The 21913-nt window shown below is 40.8% G+C and carries 14 protein-coding genes; 9 read left to right on the top strand and 5 right to left on the bottom strand.

Annotation, left to right across the window (positions count from 1 at the left end):
- Window positions 1-232 precede the first annotated feature (232 nt).
- Window positions 233-1753, top strand: coding sequence for a GH3 family acyl-acid amido synthetase (locus J4N24_RS14080; protein ID WP_207534338.1), 1521 nt, complete (start codon window positions 233-235; stop codon window positions 1751-1753).
- Here J4N24_RS14080 and J4N24_RS14075 read toward each other — a convergent pair.
- Window positions 1742-2410 (bottom strand): hypothetical protein, encoded by a 669-nt coding sequence (locus J4N24_RS14075; protein ID WP_207534337.1) that lies wholly within the window; start codon window positions 2408-2410, stop codon window positions 1742-1744. The genes J4N24_RS14080 and J4N24_RS14075 overlap by 12 nt on opposite strands.
- A 185-nt stretch (window positions 2411-2595) precedes the next feature.
- Between J4N24_RS14075 and J4N24_RS14070 the strand changes: the two genes are divergently transcribed.
- Entirely contained in the window at window positions 2596-3321 is a 726-nt protein-coding gene (locus J4N24_RS14070) for a hypothetical protein (RefSeq protein ID WP_207534336.1), read from the top strand.
- Here J4N24_RS14070 and J4N24_RS14065 read toward each other — a convergent pair.
- The 3 genes from J4N24_RS14065 to pxpB all read right to left on the bottom strand — a co-directional run bounded on the left by J4N24_RS14065 (window position 3318) and on the right by pxpB (window position 5861).
- The gene (locus J4N24_RS14065; RefSeq protein ID WP_207534335.1) at window positions 3318-4070 is read right to left on the bottom strand and encodes a LamB/YcsF family protein; all 753 of its coding nucleotides are present in this window, start codon (window positions 4068-4070) and stop codon (window positions 3318-3320) included. The two genes, J4N24_RS14070 and J4N24_RS14065, sit on opposite strands and share 4 nt — an antisense overlap.
- A gap of 75 nt (window positions 4071-4145) precedes the next feature.
- Window positions 4146-5135 (bottom strand): 5-oxoprolinase subunit C family protein, encoded by a 990-nt coding sequence (locus J4N24_RS14060; protein WP_207534334.1) that lies wholly within the window; start codon window positions 5133-5135, stop codon window positions 4146-4148.
- A complete protein-coding gene (gene pxpB / locus J4N24_RS14055) occupies window positions 5136-5861 on the bottom strand; it encodes a 5-oxoprolinase subunit PxpB (protein ID WP_207534333.1) in 726 nt (241 codons plus the stop codon).
- 155 nt (window positions 5862-6016) lie between these two features.
- Here pxpB and susR point away from each other — a divergent pair, with 155 nt between their 5' ends.
- The 7 genes from susR to J4N24_RS14020 all read left to right on the top strand — a co-directional run bounded on the left by susR (window position 6017) and on the right by J4N24_RS14020 (window position 20252).
- Window positions 6017-7636 (top strand): SusR family glycan utilization regulator, encoded by a 1620-nt coding sequence (susR, locus tag J4N24_RS14050; protein ID WP_207534332.1) that lies wholly within the window; start codon window positions 6017-6019, stop codon window positions 7634-7636.
- A gap of 528 nt (window positions 7637-8164) precedes the next feature.
- Entirely contained in the window at window positions 8165-11107 is a 2943-nt protein-coding gene (locus J4N24_RS14045) for a SusC/RagA family TonB-linked outer membrane protein (RefSeq protein ID WP_207534331.1), read from the top strand.
- A gap of 18 nt (window positions 11108-11125) precedes the next feature.
- Entirely contained in the window at window positions 11126-12712 is a 1587-nt protein-coding gene (locus tag J4N24_RS14040) for a RagB/SusD family nutrient uptake outer membrane protein (RefSeq protein ID WP_207534330.1), read from the top strand.
- Between the two features lie 18 nt (window positions 12713-12730).
- A complete protein-coding gene (locus tag J4N24_RS14035; protein ID WP_207534329.1) occupies window positions 12731-13747 on the top strand; it encodes a SusE domain-containing protein in 1017 nt (338 codons plus the stop codon).
- A gap of 70 nt (window positions 13748-13817) precedes the next feature.
- Window positions 13818-16268: a glycoside hydrolase family 31 protein gene (locus J4N24_RS14030; protein ID WP_207534328.1), complete on the top strand. Its 2451-nt coding sequence runs from the start codon at window positions 13818-13820 to the stop codon at window positions 16266-16268.
- 93 nt (window positions 16269-16361) lie between these two features.
- Window positions 16362-18269, top strand: coding sequence for a glycoside hydrolase family 13 protein (locus J4N24_RS14025; protein ID WP_207534327.1), 1908 nt, complete (start codon window positions 16362-16364; stop codon window positions 18267-18269).
- Window positions 18270-18362: 93 nt separating this feature from the next.
- Window positions 18363-20252 (top strand): alpha-amylase family glycosyl hydrolase, encoded by a 1890-nt coding sequence (locus tag J4N24_RS14020; protein WP_207534326.1) that lies wholly within the window; start codon window positions 18363-18365, stop codon window positions 20250-20252.
- Between the two features lie 77 nt (window positions 20253-20329).
- Here the strand turns inward: J4N24_RS14020 and J4N24_RS14015 are convergent, their stop codons facing one another.
- On the bottom strand, window positions 20330-21856 hold the full coding sequence (locus J4N24_RS14015) for a choice-of-anchor I family protein (protein WP_242691625.1): 1527 nt from the start codon (window positions 21854-21856) through the stop codon (window positions 20330-20332).
- Between the last annotated feature and the right edge of the window lie 57 nt (window positions 21857-21913).

The raw sequence follows: 21913 nt of genomic DNA, 5'->3' as shown, positions 1-21913 counted from the left end.
CGTTTTTAATGATATCGTTTCAATTAACTCAATATTAATTTTTAATTATTTTAATAAAATTAAAAATATCTTACGTTTTTTATAAAATTTAACCTGCTAGGCCAAAATGTATGGGTGTTATTAAAAATTTCACAATAACGAACAAAGATCCCCGCCCAAAATTGAACCATTTTCATGCTAAGGGCAAACACATCTGCCAGCATTACTGTATTAAAGCCAGTAAAAATCTACTATGGCAGTTCTTGGCGAATTCATAAAAAAGGCAATAGATGTGTATGGTTTTATCAGTGGAAGCCCTGATCCGGCAAAAGCCCAACAGGAAGTACTGAGAGCTTTAATAACGAAAGCACGCTTGACAGCCTTCGGAAAGAAATACAATTTTAGCAATATGCTGTCTTCGGAAAATATAATTCGTTCATTTCAGGAGACAGTGCCCTTACATGACTATGATAAGATGCATTCGGAATGGTGGCACTATTTACTCGAGGGCCATCAGAATGTTACCTGGCCTGGGGGACAGAAATACTTTGCCTTGAGTAGTGGAACTACCAGTCACAGTAAATACATTCCTGTAACCGATGAAATGGTAGAATCAATCAGGAAGGCTGCCGTGCAACAGGTCCTAAGTCTAAAAAACTTTGATCTTCCTGCAGACTTTTTCGGAAAGCAGATATTAATGTTAGGTAGTTCTATTGATCTTATCGAGAAGGATGATCATTCAGAGGGTGAAATCAGTGGCATTAGTGCTAGTAATATTCCGGTTTGGTTTAGAGGATATTACAAACCTGGAGCTGAAATAGCAGCTTTGCGCGACTGGGATGAAAAAGTAAAGCGAATTGCTGAGGAAGCTCCCAAATGGGATATAGGAGGATTAAGCGGCATTCCTTCCTGGATAGAAATGATGCTTAAGGAAGTTATTTCGCATAATAAACTAAATACCATCCACGATATATGGCCTAATCTTCAGGTGTATACTTCGGGCGGTGTAGCCTATGAACCTTATAAAAAGAGCTTTGAGAAGCTTTTAGGTAAACCCTTGATTTTTATCGATACCTATCTGGCATCTGAAGGGTATATAGCCACTCAAAAAAGGCCTGATACTACCTCTATGGCTCTTATTACAGATAATGGGATCTTCTTTGAGTTCGTTCCTTTTGTTCCCGAGAACATGGATGAAGACGGAAGTGTAAAACAAGATGCAAAGGTTTTAACGATTGGCGATGTCGAAGAAGGAGGGGAGTATGTACTGTTGATCTCCACGGTGTCTGGCGCCTGGCGTTATATGATAGGAGATACCGTTATAATAACCAATAAGCAAAGAGCAGAGATTAAGATAAGCGGCAGAACAAAGCATTATTTGAATGTGGTAGGCGAGCAATTGTCTGTGCATCAAATGAACGCTTCTATTGAGCGCGTGGGAAGTGAGTTTGATATTGAAGTACAAGAATACGTAGTCGCAACTATTCTTAAAGATGGGGAATATGTAATGAAATGGATACTTGGAGCCGATAAAGTAGTTGATCGGGTTCAGGTAGCAGAATGTCTGGATAATTACCTGTCGGAGAATAACAAGAACTATAAAGTAGCAAGAACGAAGGCTTTAAAAACAGTAGAAGCGGAAGTTGTGCATTTTGATAAAATATATCGCTGGAGCGAGGAGTTTAAAAAGCTTGGCGGACAGGCTAAAATACCAAGGGTTATGAAAGAACAGGATTTCCTTGAGTTTGAAACCTACATTCAATCATTGGCGTAGGGCCTTCTTTTGCTCGATTGCTTTCTTTTCTTCCAGCTTCCTTACCTGTTCAACAATATCATCTGGAGAAAGATAAAGCCGGGCGATCTTTTCCTTATAGGCTTTAGGAAGTTCGGCATTATCGAGAATGAAACGCTTAGTTGCAATAATGTAATCTGCTAGTCCGTGATTTACAGCATACGTGTCTGCGTTTGTCTCACCCTGTCGACGATGACCGGATGAGAAGAGGTAAGTTATCCCAAATTTAACTAATCCTAATTTGCTGCGTTGCTCGTAATCCATGATATGCCCGAGTTCGTGTCCGATCCAACCTATAATGATATTATCGGGTAATTGGTGAATGGGGGTTGCTGAATGTATAAGGCGTAGCATAGAACTAATATTTATCTGATACTGCCTGTTCTCCCTGCTTTTAAAGATAGACACTGGTAGCGGTTGGGCTTGCATTACAGATCCATTAATATGCTTTTTAAATACGAATTTAATGTGCGTATCCTCCAGTTCGGGGTAGTAGGAAAGCGCTATTAAAATCGGTTTCTCAATAATCTTCGGAATACATTTGTTCTTCCCAAACTTGGTAAGGTTTGGTGATAGGTCTGCTGCTCTGCTTGTAAAGTTTGCTGTAGCCATAAGTAGTAATAGATATTTAATCAGCATAACAATGGCTTTAACGTAATAATTCTAATTTGGTTGAGTTTATCGTGTCGCCAACTAACCCTAATTCCTTTGCCTTGCAATAGTTGCCGGCCAAACCGCTAACTACAACTAGTCTTTCTGATGAACATTGTTGTTAAATTCTGTTAAAGAGCTGATAGCTGGAAGATCTTTGCTAATTTTATTCAATGAAAGAAGGTAAGGTACGGTTCTGGGTTTTATGTTATTTTCTGCTGCTTTCAGTCATAACGGTTGCGCAGGTATCAAAACCTTTGATCGGGGTTGTATTTAGAAAAGGCACCTCTGTCCGTATTTACAACGCTACTGTTTATAATTTGAATAAAGGCATTTCCGTTTCTACTGATCATTTCGGTCTTTTTACTATTATGTCTTCCATTGGTGATACATTAAGTATCGAGGCTGAAGGATATATCGGACAAAAGGTGGGGGTTAGAAATTATAGCGATGTTATGGTATACTTAGTAGGGACAAATGTTCTTGCAGAGGTGAAGGTAACAGGTATTTCCCCAAAACAAAACCTTAAGGAGGTTGAAGAAGAATTCAGGAAAAAGGGTATCTATTATAAGGGGAAACCTCCGCTAGCCTTATTATTACCCTTTGGAGGAAGTCCCCTTACTTTTTTTCATGAACTGTTAAGTAAGGACGGGAAAAGGGCGAGGCGTTTTCATAAATATGCCGAGGCCGAGTTGGAATACTATGAGATAGCCCGGAGGTTCAACGATAATACTATAAAAAAGACCGTGAACATTAAGGAGGAAGAGCTCGAAGAATTTAAGAAGCTCTACTGGCCGTCAGCCGACTTAGTGAAGGGTTGGAACGACTTTGATCTTTTCAATTATATTAAAAGGTCCTACAAGGATTTCACAGAGAATAAACCTAAAAGCACGTCTTAATTTGACCGTATTTGTACTCCTGTATTTACTAATCGTTCGTGAATTAGTTTGGCAAAATCTACTGCATGAGTACCATCTCCGTGAATGCAAAGGGTATCCGCCTTTAATTTAACGGCTTTTCCCTCCACTGAATAGACCTGCTGTTCCTTCACCATTTGGAGTACCTGACTAATGGATTGTTCCTGGTCCTTGATAAGAGCATTTGGCTTACTTCGAGGGGTAAGCGTTCCATCATTTTGATAAGTACGATCTGCAAATACTTCTGACGCTGTTTTTAATCCCAATTTTGAAGATGCTGTTATCATCTCACTACCAGAAAGTGCATAAAATGTAAGGCTGGGATCAAAGTCCTGAACAGCTTGAGCAAGAGCTTCCGCAAGCTGACTGTCCTTAGCAGCCATGTTATATAAAGCTCCGTGCGGTTTAACATGATGTAGTTTAGCTCCTGCAGCCCTGACAAAGGCATATAAAGCCCCTATTTGGTAAATTGTTATTTGATAGGCCTCTCTGGCACTGATCTTCATCTCACGGCGTCCGAAACCTTGCAAGTCTGGTAAGCCTGGATGTGCACCAATGGCTACCCCCTTTTCAACGGCCAGTTTTACCGACTGCTCCATCACGCCTGGATCGCCGGCATGAAAACCACAGGCAATATTAGCAGAGCTAATGTAGTCGAATAGAATTATATCATTAGGCATCCTGTAATTCCCAAATCCTTCGCCCAGGTCGCAATTAATATCAATGATCATAAAATAGGCTAAAAAACAAAAGCCAATAACAAAATTACAAATTAAAAATATGCTGAGGCCGGGTTTCAGCAAGGCCTAACCGAACTTATTCGCTATGGTGGCCTTCAATTCCCTGAAATTCTGCTCTTGTTTAAGATATAATTTTTCTGCTTCCTTTCGACTGATATCTTCGAAGAAAATGTCATCTCCAGGCTTAAGCTGCGCGCAAATGGGTAGATCTACGGCTGCAACCTGAGCAATTCTCGGGTATCCGCCTGTAGTTTGAGAATCGGCCATTAGTAACATCAGTTTTCCGTCGCCTGTAACTTGAATAGTACCCGGAGCCACTGCCGTTGAAATGAGTTCTTGTTGTTTACTTCGTATGATTAATGGCCCTTCAAGCTGGAATGCCATCCGGTCGCTGCGAACATTCACCCTAAATGAGTCTGAAAGAAAAGCAAGGAGAGATTCTGCGCCGAACCAGGTGAACTCTCTTCCAGGGATCACCCGGACAACTTTTTTCAAGGACGGAAGGAAAGCTGCCCTGGAAGCTGCCCAGTGCGGGTAGTTAACTTCAGTGCTTATAAAGTTATCCAGGATACGCTTGCTTAAGGTGCCCAAAACTTCACTGCTTGTAATAACATCATTCTCCTTCAAGGTCCTGCCATCCAATCCACCAAAACTGGCCATCAGATATGTACTGGCACTTCCAAGAATGACAGGTACATTCCAGCCGCCAGCAACCGCCAGATAGCTACGACAGCCTATTCCGGGGATTAGCGAAAAATGGGTATTAGCAGGTAAGAACAAGGGCCGGTCGGAAGGGAGTTCTTCTCCTGCCACGCTTAAAACTGCTCCATCTCCTGAAAAAGCAATCAGAAGATCAGTTTCAGCGTACAACTCAGCTCCATGATAGGTAAATTCAATAACCGCTGAGTTTTCCGGATTTCCTAAGACAATGTTGGCTACCCTGCAGGAAACCTGATCCATTGCCCCGGAAACAGGTACTGCTTCTGCCAGGTGCTGCATGCGTCCGAGATCTTGTATGGTGCTTAATAAACCTGGCTTTAGTATTCTTAGTAGCATTTAGCTTTGTTTTAATTGGTTAAATTCCTCCAAATCAATTGAACTGAACTTAATAATATCACCGGCTTTTACCAGAGCAGGCTTAGCTCGGTTCACATCGAAAAGTTTAATAGGGGTTTGTCCAATAATTTGCCATCCACCGGGGCTGGAAAGGGGATAAATGCCCGTCTGAATTCCTGCAATGCCTATAGAGCCGGCAGGGACCGTTTTTGCTGGAGTTGTTTTACGAGGTGTAGCTAATTGTTCTGGCATGCCCCCTAAATAGGCAAAACCAGGAGTAAATCCAATCATATAAACCTTATAAGCGGCGGAGGAGTGAAGCCTTATTATTTCTTCCCTAGATAATCTCGTATGATCAGCAACAGCCTGAAGATCGGGACCTTTATCCCCACCGTAATAAACAGGGATGGAAATTAAATCACTTTCGGAAGCCATCGACCTATCTTCTCTGCTTTCAAGCTCTGTTAAATAATTTGAGATTCTTTCAAAGCAGTCGAGACCCGACAAACGCTTGCTATTTATCACCAGAAGAGGATCGTAAAATACACTTAGGGTGGTATAGGCCGGAACAACAGCAAGCAAACCTTCAAAAGGGAATTCTTTAAGCTTCGAATGAAACTGGCTTATCCTTATAGATGTTTTTTCTTCAATCTGATTACCGAACTCCAGAGTTATCGCTTTTTCCGAGAGGTAGTAGATGGTAAACGATTTGCTTTTTAAAGGCATCAATTGCATGGGTTCAGTAAATAGATGTCCTAATGTAAGGTAAAAATCCCGGAAATGTTTACCGGGTAAATAAGTATGTATTTAGTGCAAGATTCTTTAATATTTTTTTCCGTTTGAAGTTATAGTTATAGATTTATAACCTCTTATTACCAATTATGAGGATATTCTTAATCTCCTTTATTTTTCTTGTACTCAATTCTTTTTCTTATTCGGCAGAGAAAAGGGATAGCCTTATAAATAAGCTCAATTCAGATCTTAGTCAGAAGCAGGTATATGATGATAGAAGAGAAGCTGCACTTAGGGAATTGAAATCCTTTCTAAAAAAAACACCACCAGGAAATTCTGAAAGACAATATATCTTATGTGCAAAGATTTATGAGGTGTATAAATCCTATCAGTTTGATTCTGCTTATACTTACGTAAAACGTATGGGTAGGCTGGGCGCTATTTTAAAGGATAGGGAAAAGCAATATGATACCAAGGTTAAGCTCGGGTTCATCCTTTTGTCTTCAGGAATGTTTAAAGAAACTTTCGATAGCGTAAAAGAGGTTAAGGTGGAATATCTGGCGGATAGTACAAAGATCGATTACTATTCAATGCTTACCCGGGCGTATTTCGACCTTGCAAGTTATGTCAATGACAAATATTATTCCCCACAATATAACAGGCTTGCAAACCGCTATATTGATTCCACTATTGCAAGCAGCAAATCGGGGACTTTTAATAGACTTTATTGGACAGCTTACAAGAGTTTTAAGAACAAGAATTACAAGCAGGCTGAACTTGAATTGAATCAGCTGCTGAAGAAGCAAGGATTGTCAGATCATGAATTTGCTATTGTTTCTTCGACCCTGAGTAATCTTTATACAACTACCAGAAAAAGGGACCGGGCCATTGATCTTCTAATTCAGGCAGCCATTGCTGATATCCGTTCATCTACAAAAGAGACTGTTGCTCTTTTCTGGCTTGCGGAAATTTTATATAAGGAAGGGGATATCATAAACGCCTACAATTACATCCAGCATGCCATGGCAGATGCGGAATTCTACGGAGCACGACAACGTCAATTGCAGATCAGTACAGTTCTTCCAATTGTTGCTGCTGAGAAACTGAATAACTCAGAACGGGAAAAGACACAGTTCCTTATTTATCTCTTTTCAATTTCCTTGCTGGCCGTTATTATAGTGGTCTTCTCCATTATGCTGTATAAGCAACTGAAAAAGCTACAGACGAAAGAACGTATCATTGAGGAAACAAATAAGGAACTTGAACGGATCAACGAGAAATTGCTTGAGGGGACACGAATTAAGGAAGAATATATTGGTTATTTCTTCAATGTGATTTCAGGATATATTTCCAAACTGGAAAAGTTGAAGCGGTCGGTAGATATGAAGTTATCAGTAAAGAAGTACGATGATATAAAGATCAGTATCGACGGCATTAATATTAAAAAGGAACGCGAAACTCTATTCTACACGTTTGACCACGTGTTTCTGAAGATATTCCCCAATTTTGTGAAGGAGTTTAATGCTTTGTTTAAGCCTGAAGACCAGATCTGGCCGAAGGAGAATGAAGTACTCACCACAGATCTCCGGATATTTGCTCTTATTCGGATGGGTATTGAGGATAATGCTGCCATAGCTAATATTCTTGAATACTCTGAAAAAACCATCTATGTATATAAAATGCGCCTAAAGGCTAAAGCTCTAATCCATGGGGATGAGTTTGAAAAACGGATAATGTCTATACGTGCGGAAACCCAACCATCTGCTTAAACCATTTCAAAACTGCGAGGATTTTTGTTAGTTCAAGTTCCCGATGCAAGTGTAAAATCGACACCAATACCTTCAGTGCCTGTTTATCATCCATCTGCGAGCTTTAATAGAATCCACACCCTTTAAACCATCTTTTTTTCCTCCTCTTTAAGCTAAAATACCTTTAAATTTTTCAGGTCTATCTTGTTTGTATCTTGTTCATTTTCAATGATATGATTTTTAAAAGCCTCGTATTTTTTTAAATAAATTTTAAAGAAATAGTATTTAAGAATAAACCGCTCCACATTTGTGTTAATGATTACAAAAGGATAAACACTCTTTATCTAATCATTCATTGAAGACCAATTAATCTGTTTTAAGGAACCAATTATGCAGAACGAAAAAAATCAGCGATCGAAGAAAAATTAAAACTTCTTATTAGGGTAGGAGCTAAAAGAAGAAGAGAAGTAAGAAGGAAAATACCAGCATTAAAGCACTTGCGCAAGAAGCTTTAACCAATCAAAAAACCAAATTTTCAACCAATTTAAAATGAGAAGAATCTATACTAAAGGATATATTTTTCTGTATGCGATGTTATTGTTCCCTTTTATAGCATTAGCCCAAACAGGAAGCCTTACAGGTAAAGTATCCGATGAAAAAAATGAACCGCTGCCCGGAGCATCAGTGGTTATAAAAAGTTTAAGTAAAGGAACGTCTACTGACCCAAACGGGAATTTTAAGATAACAGGTTTAAGTAATGGTAGTGTATCGGTTCAGGTAACCTTCATAGGCTATCAACCATTTACGAAAACTGTGAATATCAGTGGCGCAACCTCGCTTAATATACAACTGCAACCTAGTGCGCAGTCGTTAAATGAAGTGGTGGTGATCGGTTACGGTTCGCAACAGAAAAAAGATGTAACCGGCTCTATTACTACTGTAACCGCAAAAGATTTTCAGAAGGGTAATGTAACCTCTCCCGAACAGCTAATTACAGGGAAGGTTGCTGGCGTTCAGATCACCTCGAGCGGTGGACAGCCTGGCGGCAGTTCTACAATCCGTATTCGTGGTGGTGCATCTTTAAATGCGAGCAATGATCCTTTAATTGTTGTTGATGGCGTTCCTCTCAGCAGCAGCAGCATTTCAGGAGTTGGCAATGCATTAAGCCTTATCAACCCTAATGATATTGAGTCAATGAATGTATTAAAGGATGCTAACGCAACTGCTATTTATGGTTCGAGAGCGTCGAATGGTGTCATATTAATCACCACTAAAAAAGGTCAGAGTGGTAAGCTTTCGTTTAATTTCAACACACAAGCAGCTTTTTCTGACGCTTCCCGGACTTTGAACGTACTATCTGCTGACCAGGTTCGGGAATATGTAAACGCAAAGGGTACAGATGCCCAAAAAGGGATGCTTGGAACAGCGAATACGAATTGGTATGACCAGATTTATCGTGAAGCATTCACCTCTGATAATAATCTGAGTGTTACCGGTGGTTACAAGAAAATTCCTTTCAGGGTTTCAGTAGGCTATTTGGATAACGATGGTATTCTTAGGAGAGACAATATGAAGCGTACTTCCGGGGCGCTGAGCGTGTCCCCTTCATTGTTCGACAACCACCTCAAAGTCGATCTAAACCTGAAAGGATCCCTTTCTGAATCATTTTTCGGTAATCAAAGTGCTATCACTTCGGCCGCTCAGTTTGATCCAACGCAATCTGTTTATGCGGATAACAGTTTTGGTGGCTACTACGAATGGTTAACCGATCCTACTACACCAAATCCCAATGCGCCTCGTAATCCTTTGGGCTTGTTAAATACAAAGAGTGACTCAAGTAAGGTTGCGCGTAGTTTCGGTAATATCAAGTTCGACTATTCATTCCATTTCCTTCCCGAGCTTCACGCCAATCTTAATTTAGGATACGATGTTGCAAAAGGTAAAGGTGGAACTTTTATTCCCGCTTTTGCTGCCTCTAACATCGGAACCAAGGGCAATGTCACCAGGTATGATAATACTTATTCGAACAAGGTGGCCGAGTTTTATTTAAACTATGCCAAAGAACTAAAATCCATCCATAGCAATATTAACGCGACTGCAGGTTACGGCTATTACGCTTATAGAACAAGGAACAATAATTTTCCGACCTACCAGGCTGATGCGACTACAGTGATCAGTCAGCCCGTTTATCCTTATGATATTCCAGAAAACAGGTTATTGTCTTACTATGGAAGGGTAATATACACCTTAGCCAATAAATACATTGTTTCCGGAACTGTTCGTACGGATGGTTCTTCAAGGTTTAGCGATGAGAATCGTTGGGGAATATTTCCATCAGCGGCATTTACCTGGAAACTGAAGCAAGAGGACTTCCTGGCAAGCAATAACAATGTATCAGATCTGAAACTTCGCTTAAGTTATGGTGTAACAGGTCAGCAGGAAGGAATTGATAATTATTACTATTTGCCAACTTATTACAGCAGTAGTAATGAGTCTCGCTACCAGATAGGGAACGAATTTTATTATATGTCGACGCCGGTAGCCTACAATTCTGATCTAAAATGGGAGACGACCACCACTTCTAACGCGGGTATCGATTATGGCTTTCTTAATGGACGGATCTCTGGTAGCATCGATGTTTACTATAAAAAAACAAAGGATCTTATCAGTAAAGTTCCTGTATCAGTAGGATCTAACTTTAGTAATTTCCTGACGATCAACCTTGGTAATATGGAAAATAAGGGGGTAGAATTTTCTTTATCGGCTAACCCTGTTCGAAAGAAAAATATGAACTGGGACCTAAGCATTAATGCTACACATAATAAAAGCAAAATTACCCGCCTCAACAGCGATGTTATTTTAACAGGTGGTATCACTGGTGCAACTGGTAACTTTATTCAGGCCCATGCTATTAATAACACACCTTATGCCTACTTTGTGTACAAGCAGATCTATGATAATGACGGTCGCCCAATTCAGGGAGCTTATCAGGACTTAAACAATGACGGATCTATAAATACTTCCGACAGATACCTGTATAATTCTCCGGCCCCTAAATGGATCCTGGGTTTCTCCAGTTCGTTCAACTACAACAAATGGACTCTAAGCACCGTGGTAAGATCTAGCCTGGGTAATTATTTGTACGATAATATCTCTGCAAACTTTGCTACAGCATCAAATATTATCAGTCCTGCCGGTTTGATCAATAATGCAACATCCGATTTCTTAACCACAGGTTTTACTAATAACCAGTTCTATAGCGACTATTACATCAAGAACGCATCGTTCCTTAAAATGGATAACCTTGGTCTTAGTTATAATGTCGGAAGCGTCGTTAAGGGGATTTCCAGCTTAAATATTTCAGCAAATGTCCGGAATGTATTCACCGTTACAAAATATAAAGGTGTAGATCCGGAAGTGCAAAACGGGATTGATTACAACCTGTACCCTCTTCCAAGGACATTTGTACTAGGTCTAAATGTTGGATTCTAATTTTAAGGATAACCAGTTATGAAAAGACTATTCAAAATATTCACAGCAATAATCATTGCTTATACTGTTAGCTCCTGTAATAAGGACCTGGAGCTGACACCAACAAATAATGTAGCAGGAGATCAGGCTTTCAGTTCTCCAGCAGGATATAAAAATGTTCTGGCCAAAGTTTACGGCGCTTATGCTTTAACCGGAAGTACAGGTTCTGGAAGCAGCGATCTGGGTGGCATTGACGCAGGAACCTCTGATTTTCTTCGACTTTACTGGAATGCTCAGGAGCTTACCTCTGATGAAGCTTTGTGCGCCTGGGTGAATGACGCTGCGGGTGGTGTAGGAGAACTGGACCAATTGACCTGGAATGCAAACAACGTTTTGTTACAGGGCCTCTATACGAGGAGTTTATACCAGATAACAGTCGCTAATGCTTTCTTGAAAGAAAGCACAGATGCTAAGCTTAGCAGTCGTGGCATAAGCGGTGCCGATTTAACTGCTGTTAAGCAGTATCGTGCTGAAGCGCGGTTTTTAAGGGCTTTCCAATACTGGGTACTTATGGATCTTTTTGGTAATCCTCCTTTTATCACAGAGGAGTCTGAATTTGGAGCTGAGGCTGCAAAACAAATTACCCGGGCAGAACTATTCAAGTATGTGGAAACGGAATTGCTTTCCATAGAACCTGAATTAGTAGCACCAAAACAAAACGAGTATGGACGTGCAGATAAGGGGGCTGCCTGGGCATTGCTGGCACGTTTATATCTGAATGCTGCAGTGTATACTGGTACTCCAAGGTACTCCGAGGCGATCACTTACTCCAGAAAAGTGATAGATGCAGGTTATTCACTGCATTCTAAATATGCTAACCTCTTCCTTGCTGATAATAATGTAAATAATCCCGAAGTGATCCTTTCCATAAATTATGATGGGGTTTACACCCAAAATTTCGGTGGTACAACATATTTAATCAACGCCGCCATCAGTGGTGCTATGGGGCCTGCAGCCTATGGAATTCCTAACGGAGGCTGGGGAGGCAACCGCAGCAGGCAAACATTACCAGAAATATTTGGAGACTATAGCGGTAATTCAGATAAACGGGCGATGTTTTTCGGTTCAAAAACAGCTAACACTGATATAACCACCTATAATGATGGCCTGGCTGTTACCAAGTTTAAAAATATAACTTCAACAGGAGCAACTGCCCCTTCAGTAGGTGGAACTTATACTTCAACAGATTTCCCTTTATTCCGTCTGGCCGAAATGTATCTGATTTTTGCAGAGGCTGTTGTCCGGGGAGGAACGGGAGGTACAGTTCCACAAGCATTGCAATACGTTAATCTTCTTCGTCAAAGAGCTTACGGTAATACTTCCGGTAACTTAACTTCTTTAAGCCTAAACAGTATTCTGGACGAGCGGGCCAGGGAATTGTATTGGGAGGCGTTCAGAAGGACAGACTTGATTCGTTTCGGCAAATTTACTGATGCTTCTTATGTATGGCCATGGAAAGGTGGGTCTCTTTCTGGCAAGGGTGTTGAATCATTCAGGACTTTATTCCCCATCCCTGCTACTGATCTAATTGCCAATCCAAATCTGAAGCAAAACACAGGTTACTAACCATTGAAGTATTAAAATATGAAATCGTCATTATATAAAATAATCGCTTTGAGCATGTTTGCCCTGATATTTGCTGCATGTTCAAAAGAAGGAGATACGATCGTTGCCTCATCTGGTACCCCTTCTACCGTATCGGCTAGTGCCAGTACGATTGTCCTTACCAAAGCTACTGAAAACAATAAGGCTGTTACTTTCTCGATCACTAAACCAGACTTTGGTTACAGTGCGGTAATAACCAATACCCTTCAGATAGCTGTAAAAGGAACTGACTTCTCCAAAGTTGCAGAGGCTACCTTCGACGCAAATGCTTTAACAAAAGATTTCACAGGAGTTGAATTAAACACTTTAGTTCTAAAGCTGGGAATTCCCACTGAAAGGGCGTCAGATGTTGAAGCCAGAATTAAGTCTTCTATATCAGAACACTACACCCCGGTTTACTCTAATGTGCTGCAGATGAAAGTAACTCCTTACTCTTCTACAAGCTGGTTATATGTTCCGGGTGCTTATCAGGGATGGACTCCCGGCACTGCTGATAGTTTGGTCTCTCCAACAAGTAATGGTATATACGAAGGCTTGATCACCTTCACAGCGGGAAATCTAGGATTTAAAGTATTAACTAAAAAATCATGGGGGCCTCCGGAATATGGTAAAGGATCAGCAGCGGGTTCAGTTGCTGTTGGCGGGGGCGACTTAGCAGCTCCATCTGCAGGTACTTTTAGAGTAACTGTTGATCTGAATGCTAACACTATCACTTTTACTCCTTATTCATGGGGAGTCATCGGCAGTGCTACCCTGGGTGGCTGGAATACGGATACCGATATGACCTACAACCGGGAATCAAAGCTTTGGACCGTAACCACTACCTTGGTTCCAGGGGCAATAAAGTTCAGATTGAACGATGATTGGGGTACTAATTTTGGAGGTGCGGGAGGAGTCCTGGCTTCAGGAGGGAGTGATATTAACGTTACTGCGGCCGGTTCATATAGGATTGATATGAATCTGGTAACGAACACCTATACCCTAACTAAACTATAAATTCCTTTAATTTCTGTCCTGCAGGTCTTTCGATCAGCCTGCGGGACTATTTATTCTAACAATAACGCACATGAAAAGAATTCTAACATGTCTGGTGGCTGCAACGTTTCTGATAACGAACGCATTCGGGCAGTCGCCGGTAAAAGGCATTGGAAAAATTACCGCTGTAGATATAAAAGAACAATCAGTCAGTATAACCACAGAGAACGCTTTCGGAGAAGTGAGTGTTTTTGCTCCAAATGTGATCCGGGTACGCTTCGATAAAAATGCGCTTGGACGCGATTTTTCTTATGCCGTGGTGGCAAAGGCTCAGCCTACAAAAGTTAATATAAGTCAGACAGCAGAAGAAATCACTGTAACAACAGATTCTCTGCAGGCAAAGATCAGCAAAGCTCCTTATTCAATAGCTTTTTATACTAAAGATGGTAAGGTGATTAATCAGGACGAGAATGGTCTCACAACTTCCTGGATAGGAGAGGAGGTTACTACCTATAAAAAGATGCAACCGGGCGAGCGTTTTATAGGTTTAGGTGAAAAGACCGGCAACCTGGATCGTTTCGGAAATGGCTATACCAATTGGAATACGGATGCTTTCGGCTACGGCGCTAATCAGGATCCAATATATTCCACCATTCCTTTTTATGTGGGTATTCATAATGGTCTCAATTATGGAATCTTCATGGATAATACTTATCAGAGCGATTTTAATTTTGGGGCTAGTAATAATCGTTTCTCATCCTTTAGTGCCCAAGGTGGAGAGATGAACTACTACTTTATTTACAATACACGTCTCGCTGATATTATTACCTCTTATACCGCGCTTACCGGCCGGATGAATCTGCCACCCTTATGGAGCTTAGGCTATCAGCAGAACAGATACAGCTATTATCCGGATGTAGAAGTATTGCGGATAGCACAAACGCTGCGTGAAAAGAAGATCCCTGCCGACGGTATCACATTAGATATTCATTATATGGATAACTATAAGTTGTTCACCTGGAATAAGTCTCGTTTCCTCGATCCTCAAAAAATGAATGCTAAGCTGAATAGCATGGGATTTAAAACTACTGTGATCGTGGACCCCGGAATTAAAGTTGAAGAAGGTTATGGTGCGTATGAAAGGGGCTTAAAGGATAATGTATTTATCAAATACGTTGACGGCCAGAATTACACGGGACAGGTGTGGCCGGGCTGGTGTCACTTCCCCGATTTTACAAGTCAGAAAGGCCGGGACTGGTGGGGTAACGAAGTGAAGTTCTTTGCAAAAACCGGTGTTAGCGGTTTATGGAATGATATGAATGAGATTGCTACATGGGGACAAAAAATGCCAAACAACGTCATCTTTGATTATGATGGTAAAATTACTACCCATAAAGAAGCACATAATATTTATGGATTACAAATGGCCAGGGCAAGCTTTGAGTCGGCAAAACGTGAAATGGGAAAAAGGCCTTTTATGCTTACCAGGGCTGGCTATGCGGGACTTCAGCGTTATACAGCAATATGGACAGGAGATAACCGTTCAGAGGACGACCACATGCTGGCAGGAGTTCGATTACTGAATAGCCTAGGGGTAAGCGGTGTTCCTTTTTCAGGAATGGATATTGGCGGCTTTACAGGTAATCCTTCGGTTGCACTATTTACCCGTTGGATGCAATTAGGAGCATTTACCCCTTATTTTCGTAACCATACGGCTGTAAATACCAAATCATCAGAGCCATGGTCATACGGAGAGGAAGCTCTTGAAATTTCAAGGAATTATGTAAACCTCCGTTATAAGTTATTGCCTTACCTGTACTCATCGTTCTATGAATCAACACAAAATGGGCTTCCGGTAATGCGTACTTTGGCAATAGACAATGCTCATGATGCTAAAGTTTATGATACTCAGTTTCAGAACCAGTACTTTTTTGGAAAGGCTTTTATGGTGGCTCCATTTGCCAGTACACAGGCTTTTGCCAAGATCTATTTCCCTAAAGGCAAGTTCTATGACCTCTATACCGATGCTATAGAAAACGGGAATCAGGAAAAGATTGCTCAGATAGCGACTAATAAACTACCTGTATTTGTAAAGGAAAGCAGTATTATCCCAATGCAGTCTTTGGTGCAGTCTACTTCAGAAAAGCCAACAGACACCTTAGTGGTTCATATTTACAAAGGAAGTGTTAATAGCAGCTTTTTATATTATGAAGATGATGGCGAAAGTTATAACTATGAAAAGGGAGCTTTCTATAAACGTAACATTATCTACGATGCGAGGAACAGTACGATAGAATTTGGTAAGGCAGAAGGCTCGTTCAAATCCAAGTTCAAGAACCTAAAGATCGTCCTTCATGGATTCAATGATTCAAGCTCCATAAAGTTCGAGAACAAAGCGGTATCACTTAACGATGATTTCGTAAATTTCATTGATCCTATATCTAAATTTGATCCGCAGGGAGTAGCGAATAGTGTAGAAGGCGCAAAAGTTAAAAGTCTGGTAATCAAAAATAATGATGGAGCATTTAAATTGGTGTATTAGATAATTATAATGCTGCCAGAATTTCCTGGCAGCATTACATCCCTGCATTTACCTCAATTTTAATGAAAGTTCTGTTAAATAAACTTCATCCTGATGACAAATCCTTACCTAACTAATTTTCCTCAAATAGTCCTTAAATCAACGCTGCTGAAAAAGATATTTTGTTCGTTACTGCTCCTTTGTTATGTTTCTGCTGCTATTTACGCTCAGATCCCCGCTTTAGAGCGGGTAGAACCAATGTTTTGGTGGGTTGGTATGAAAAATCCTAAGCTTCAATTGTTGGTACATGGGAAGAACATAGCAGAGAGATATGTGAGTCTGAACTATCCGGGAGTAAAATTGGTCCGGATAAACAAAGTAGAGAACCCTAATTATTTATTTATTGATCTGGAAGTAGCTGCCAATACCAAACCGGGTTCTTTCTCCATTAAGTTCACCCGCCCTGGAGCAAAGCCTTTCATCTACACCTATGAGCTAAAGACAAGAGATAGATCTTTCACTCGGATTAATGGCGTAACGAGTAAGGATCTGATCTACCTTATCATGCCTGATAGATTCGCAAATGGCGATAAGAGCAATGATGTTATAAAGGGGATGCGGGAGACGAGTCTTAATCGTGATTCAATGTATTATAGGCATGGTGGTGATTTGCAAGGGCTTATAGATCATTTGGATTACCTCAAGGATTTGGGCGTTACTGCAATCTGGATGACCCCCGAGATTGAAAATGATATGGCTTCTGCTTCCTATCACGGTTATGCGGTTACTGATCACTATAAGATCGATCCCCGTTATGGTAACAATGAACTTTACAAAAAGTACGTTGAGCTTTGCCACAGCAAAGGCTTGAAGGTGATCAAGGACATTGTACACAACCATACAGGTACCGAGCACTGGTTTATTAAGGATATGCCGATGATAAACTGGGTGCATCAATGGGATAAGTTTACACAAACCACTTATAAGGATCAAACGGTGATGGATCCCTATGGTTCTGCTGTCGATAAGAAGCGGATGTTGAATGGCTGGTTTGTTTCCTCCATGCCCGACTTGAATCAGTCGAACCCTTTTGTGCAGAATTACCTTAATCAGAATCATATCTGGTGGATCGAATACGCCGGGATTGATGGTTTAAGGTTGGACACGTATCCTTACAACGAACCGGCTTATATGGCCGACTGGGCTAAGAAATTAAAAGCCGAATTCCCTCGTCTATCCATTTTTGGAGAGACTCTGGTAAATGGGGTAGTGAACCAGGCATATTTCACACAGGGAAGTACTTTAAATAAGAACTTAGATACAAATCTCCCGGGGATTACGGATGTAGCGGTTAAAGATGCTATTTATGAAGCTTTAAATGGAAAGTTCGACTGGACCAGCGGAGTAAATAGACTCTATTCTGTTCTGGCTAATGACTTCATTTATCAAGATCCCTACCGCAATGTAATCTTTATGGATAATCATGATATGAGCAGGTACTATTCCATGATAGGGGAGGATTATGGGAAGTACAAGTCGGGACTAGCACTTTTGCTTACTACACGAGGTATTCCCCAGGTATATTATGGCACCGAGCTGCTGATGAAGAATTTTTCTAATCCTGATGGACTAGTTCGGGAGGATTTTAAAGGTGGCTGGGAGGAAGACAAACAGAATAAATTCAGAGCTGACGGTCGGAACGAGAAAGAGAATGAAGCATTTAACTATTTCAGAAAGCTAGCTAATTACCGTAAAAATACAACAGCCTTGCAAACAGGCAAACTGATGCAGTATGTTCCCGAGAATGGCGTTTATGTGTTCTTTCGTTACAATACGGCTAAGACGGTAATGGTTTTGTGCAACAGTAATGATAAGGAGATCACGGTTGAGACTGATCGTTTTAGTGAGAGGACCAAAGGCTTTAGTGCCGCTAAAAATGTTTTGACAGATGAGTGGATAAACAGAATCTCCAATTTTAAGATCCCTGCAAAATCAACATTAGTGCTGGAGCTGCAGAAGTAGAGCTTTTTCTTCACATTTACTCTGGCGTCTCATGCTTAGGCGACTTCTATGGATTGGTTTCGTTCCAGTAACCTTGAATTATATTCCTGCGTAATGAAGAAAGTATTTTATACACTTGTAGTGGTGACTGTCCTCTTAGATACTTCCTGCAGAAAGAAAGATGTAAAAGATGTTGAAGTAGAGTCAGCATCCGAAACCCCTTCGAACGCTCCTGATGGCGTTACCTACATCAATAATGGAAGTTCAGCTATCTTTAATTTATATGCGCCTGGTAAAAATTCAGTATCAGTGATTGGAGATTTCAATAACTGGCAGGCGGATAACCGGTATCAGATGAAGAAGACCGCTGATGGGAAGAGGTGGTGGTTACAGGTGGATGGACTTGATCCGGATAAAGAATATGCCTATCAATATCTCATCAATAATAGCTTGAGAATAGCTGATCCATATACCGAAAAAGTTTTGGATCAGGAGAATGATAGGTTTATTTCTGCAACTGTCTATCCTGACTTGAAGTCATACCCGGCGGGACTAACAACCGGAGTTGTAAGCGTTATGCAAGGCAACCCGTCAGCTTACACCTGGAAAACCAACTCCTTCACCAGACCCGATAGAAAGAATCTGGTGATCTATGAATTGCATTTAAGAGATTTTATTAGCAGTCACGACTATAATACCTTAAAGGATACCCTCAGTTATATAAATGGGCTTGGAGTGAACGCAATTGAGTTGATGCCCCTGAATGAGTTTGAGGGCAATTTGTCCTGGGGGTATAACCCTTCATTCTACTTTGCTCCCGACAAATATTATGGAACAAAGAATTCCTTAAAATCTTTTATTGACGAATGCCATTTAAATGGGATTGCGGTCATTTTAGATATGGTACTAAATCATTCCTTTGGCCAGTCGCCCCTGGTTCAAATGTATTTTGATAAAAATACCAATAAAGTTACTTCTGAAAATCCCTGGTTTAATACGGAGCCTACCCACCCCTTTAATGTTGGCCACGACTTCAATCATGAGAGCGAGGCTACTAAGTACTTTTCGAAAAAGGTGATGGAGTTTTGGATGAAGGAGTATAAGGTTGATGGTTTTCGCTTTGATCTTTCGAAAGGATTCACTCAGAAGAAATCAGGCACTGATGTGACTACCTGGACTGCTTACGACGCCAGCAGGGTGGCGATCTGGAAAAACTATAATAACTTTATAAAGAACATAGATCCGGACTTTTTCGTGATCCTCGAACATTTTGGAAGTAACCAGGAGGAAAAGGAACTGGCTGATGAAGGGATGATGTTTTGGAATAACGGAAACTATAACTTCAATGAGGCTACCATGGGTTGGTTAACTAATTCAAATTTTGCTGGTCAGTTTTATCCCACACATACTTTTACTCAGCCAGGCTATCTGGTCAGTTTCATGGAGAGTCATGATGAAGAGCGGCTTATGTTTAAGAACCTTCAGTATGGCAATAGCTCCGGATCCTATTCGGTGAAAGATCTGCGCACAGCACTGAAAAGGAATGAGATGGCAGCAGCTTTCTTTTTTTCTATTCCCGGACCAAAAATGATATGGCAGTTTGGAGAGCTCGGGTATGATGTCAGTATTGATTTTAATGGCAGGACTGGTGAAAAGCCTGTTCGGTGGGATTATTATTCTGATCCTGACCGTAAGGCTCTTTATAATGCCTACTCCAGGTTCATCCAAATGAAACTTAATAATCAGGTATTTAGTTCAAGTACTTTTGAATATAGCCTTGCGGGGGCCATCAAGTCGTTTAGGATCTGGGACCCGGGTACACAAGTTTTACTAGTAGGGAACTTTGATGTGGTACCAGCCATGGCAAATCTGGTTTTTCCTTCAACTGGGGTTTGGCATGATGCTGTTAGTGGTCAAACAATGAATATTACTTCAAAGACTTTTTCTGTAAGTTTTGCCCCCGGCGAATATCATATTTATAGTAATGCCGAGTTGAAGAAATGATTGGCGCAGGAATTTATCAAAAAACAAAAGTCCCTGTATAGGGACTTTTGTTTTTTGATATGCTAGTATAATTTATTTTAAAGCTTGTCTGGCTGATAGAATTTAACCATTCCATCCCCTTCACTTGATACAACAAGGATACTACGACCGTTCGGACTATCTTTGGGTTTAATGAAATGGACACCTTCAGGGGCATCGCCCGTTGCAAACAGCTGAACGAATGCAGGGGAGGCCGGAGTACTGACATCATAAACAGCAATCATGTCTGAACGCTCCATTCCAATGAAAGCTAGCTTTTTTCCATTTACAGAGCCTACTGTCACAGCTTCAACTTCTACACCTTTATTATCAGAACGGGTGTCGTCGTATTTCCCGGCTTGAATAACCCGTGATTCGAGGTCTTTGCCAATCTCAGCAACGAGTTGTCCATTAGAGGTATTCAAAATGGTAACACTTCTTCCTCCGGTTGAATAGAGCTCCTCAAACAAGCCGTCCTGGTTGTTATCACCCTGCATGCGGGTAACCGTTAATCTACCTAGGTTTGCGTCAGCTTTTAAAGTTGCTGCATTAGGGAAGCGTGTAGGATCTAGATTAAGGTCTTTTACTCTTACCTCTTCTCCAAAGCCCTGGTATTCTCGAGTGTCCCCTTCGTTAGCCAGAGCAATATAATTGCTTCCGCCCGCACTAAATGCTGCAATGGCATCAGGAAGATAAAAAGCTTTGATCGGCCAGTTCTTAAGCTGAGTTACATTGTCTTTGTCACTCACGTCAAAAGCATTTTCTGCCAGGCTAATGTCTTTTACTCCCAAAGGAACTATACGAAGAATAGCCCCCGTTACAATGTCTATTTCTGCAATACCGTTGTTCTCTTGCAAAGTAACCCAGGCCCTTTTTGAATCAGGGGTTACAGCAATATATTCCGGCTCGATGTCCTGCGCAAAACTTGCATTCTTTCCGTACACCCGGAAACCTTTTGAAATTAAGTCATTTTTAGTGTTTTCAAAGGCTGTAAAATCAAGAGTGACAACAGAATAATTGTTCGTTGCATTAATGATAGAAACTGAGCCTTTGGGATCTACAGAGTAGTCATCATTGGGTTCCCCTTCATTTGCTGATAAGATGTATTTACCATCAGGACTAAAGGTAACCATATCAGGAAGAGCTCCTACAGTAACCCGTTTTATTTCCTGCAAATTTGAAGCATCAATAATTGCTATGCTTCCATTGTCTGTTTTTGTTTTTGCCTGCAGGGCAACTGCAAGTTTACCATCATAAACAGAAACACTATTAGCGCCACCACTTATTGTAGAGAAATCAATAGGTTGAAGCTTAGTCACGTTCGGGAAATTGCTTAGGTCAAGCACTTCAACTTTTGTTGTCCCCTCGTTATTCACCACAAATAGTTTTTTACTTTTCGCGTCATAAGCGGAGATCTCTGAAGCTGCTTCTCCGCCAAGTTTTTGTGATGCTACTTCTTTGAATGTTGCAGCGTCTTCTGGTACTATTGGATCTGTTGTTACTGTTTCTTCACTTTCCGAATCCTTTTTACAGGATGTTGCTACAACTGCAGATAATAGAATACCAAAAAATAATTTTCTGTACATGATAGGCATTTTTTATTTCGGGCGAAAATAGAAGCCCTAGAGAAGAGAAAGCCGTTG

Source organism: Desertivirga arenae (genome assembly GCF_017355785.1).
GTDB classification, from domain to species: Bacteria; Bacteroidota; Bacteroidia; order Sphingobacteriales; family Sphingobacteriaceae; genus Desertivirga; species Desertivirga arenae.
Note: the sequence above shows the minus strand (reverse complement) of the source record. Positions and strands in the feature narration are given on the sequence as shown.